The sequence below is a fragment of the Prevotellamassilia timonensis genome (assembly GCF_021531665.1).
Taxonomy (GTDB): Bacteria; Bacteroidota; Bacteroidia; order Bacteroidales; family Bacteroidaceae; genus Alloprevotella.
Map to the genome: position 1 here is coordinate 1 of NZ_JADYUH010000121.1, position 770 is coordinate 770.

Annotated in this window: 1 protein-coding gene; it reads right to left on the bottom strand. The window is 50.1% G+C overall.

The window, feature by feature from the left end:
* Positions 1–511 (bottom strand): hypothetical protein (locus tag I6E40_RS10615; protein ID WP_235387236.1); only part of this gene is annotated, 511 nt, incomplete at its 3' end.
* Positions 512–770 lie beyond the last annotated feature (259 nt).

Here is a 770-nt window from a genome sequence, read left to right on the forward strand (position 1 = left end):
ATATTTCTTGTACGCTCCAGATGATGGAGTTTTGGAGTCTTTCGTCCATGACTCTGAAGGGGGCATCTTCTCCCTTGCGGCGCGCTTCGGGTGCGAAGTTCGTGGCGTTGCAGCGCACCTCCCACTGTGCCTCAATCACTTCCTTTACCTGACTCGGGCGTACGTAGAAATCTACCGTGCGTCCGGCTTTTTTCTTTGAAACGTCTTGTGCCTGAGGGGCTTTTTGAGGCTGAGCGAGTTTTTGAGGCTGAGCGACAGCCTGTGCTGCCTGTTCTGCCTGCGGTTCTTGCGCTACCTGTGCTTCTTGCGCTTCTTGTGTTTCTTGTGTTTCTTGTACATTCTGCACATGCGACGCCGGAGGAGTGGCGAAGAAGTCGGGGTTCTGCCACTCGGATGCTTTTCTCATCGGGAGGGGATCCTTCGCCATCAACGCGAAGAGTTCCCCAAGATTTGCGAAGATGTCCTTGATCAGTCTCTTCGCCAAAAGGATCTTCAAATTCTTTGTTTTCATATATATTTTTTTGAGTTTGTTACGGAACTGAGTGGTTCGGAGTAGTATGTGGAAATCGTCCGAGAAGGCGTTCGGAAACCGTCCGAGAAGGCGTTCGGAAACCGTCCGAGAAGGCGTTCGGAAAAGGTAATACCTCACCCTGTCTTGACCGAAGCGTCAAGATGATTCTTTCCTGGTTGCAAGTCAATTGGAACGGAGATTCATACTACCCGAACCCGTTTGCAAATATACGTTCCGAAAAAGGCGAATGCAAGTTTTT